Here is a 639-nt window from a genome sequence, read left to right on the forward strand (position 1 = left end):
CTAGATGATTGAGTCCGAAGTTCGGGCTGGTCAGTGGTCGTACGCGATGAGTGATCGTTTTCTGGGTGCGCCGATGTTGGTGTTGTGCCAGATGCACGTGGCCATGGCCAGGAGGCGTTGTCCGACGCGGGCGTAGATGCCGTGTCGGCGGCGTGCGCCGTGTTGTTCGAGGCTGAGCTGGCCTTTGAGCGTGTCGAAGATCGCCTCGATCCATTGGCGCATGCGTAGCAGTGCTTGTTCGGCAGGACCGGGCTGCGGGTCGTTGGTGTTGCGGCGGGCTGGGCGGACCAGGTGTACCCCCAGGTCGTTGCGGAGGAACGTTTCGAAGTTCTTGCCGGCGAAGCCCTTGTCGGCCAGGATCACCTGCCCGGCCGTGACGAGGTGGTGGTCGAGTTCCAACAGTGCGGCGGTCACGTCGCGTTCGTCGAGTTTCGGGTGGGCCAGACACCAGGTAACCGGCATGCCTTCGGCGGTGGTGACCAGGTACAGGCGCATGCCCCAGAAGTAGCGTGAGTGCGAGGGGCAGTAGCCGTATCCGGCATCGCCGGCCAGGTCCGAGCGTCGGGCGGTCTCGCGGGACATGCCGGCCGGAACCGGTGTCGAGTCGATCAGGCGCAGAATCGGCACGTCGGTGGGTGT

General features: G+C 64.9%; 1 protein-coding gene. It reads right to left on the reverse strand.

Annotation, left to right across the window (positions count from 1 at the left end; genetic code table 11):
• Positions 1-30 precede the first annotated feature (30 nt).
• Positions 31-639: IS982 family transposase (locus ABD211_RS32910; protein WP_344140423.1), on the reverse strand; the 609-nt coding region annotated here is incomplete at its 5' end.

This window comes from Luedemannella flava, assembly GCF_039528515.1.
GTDB lineage: Bacteria > Actinomycetota > Actinomycetes > Mycobacteriales > Micromonosporaceae > Luedemannella > Luedemannella flava.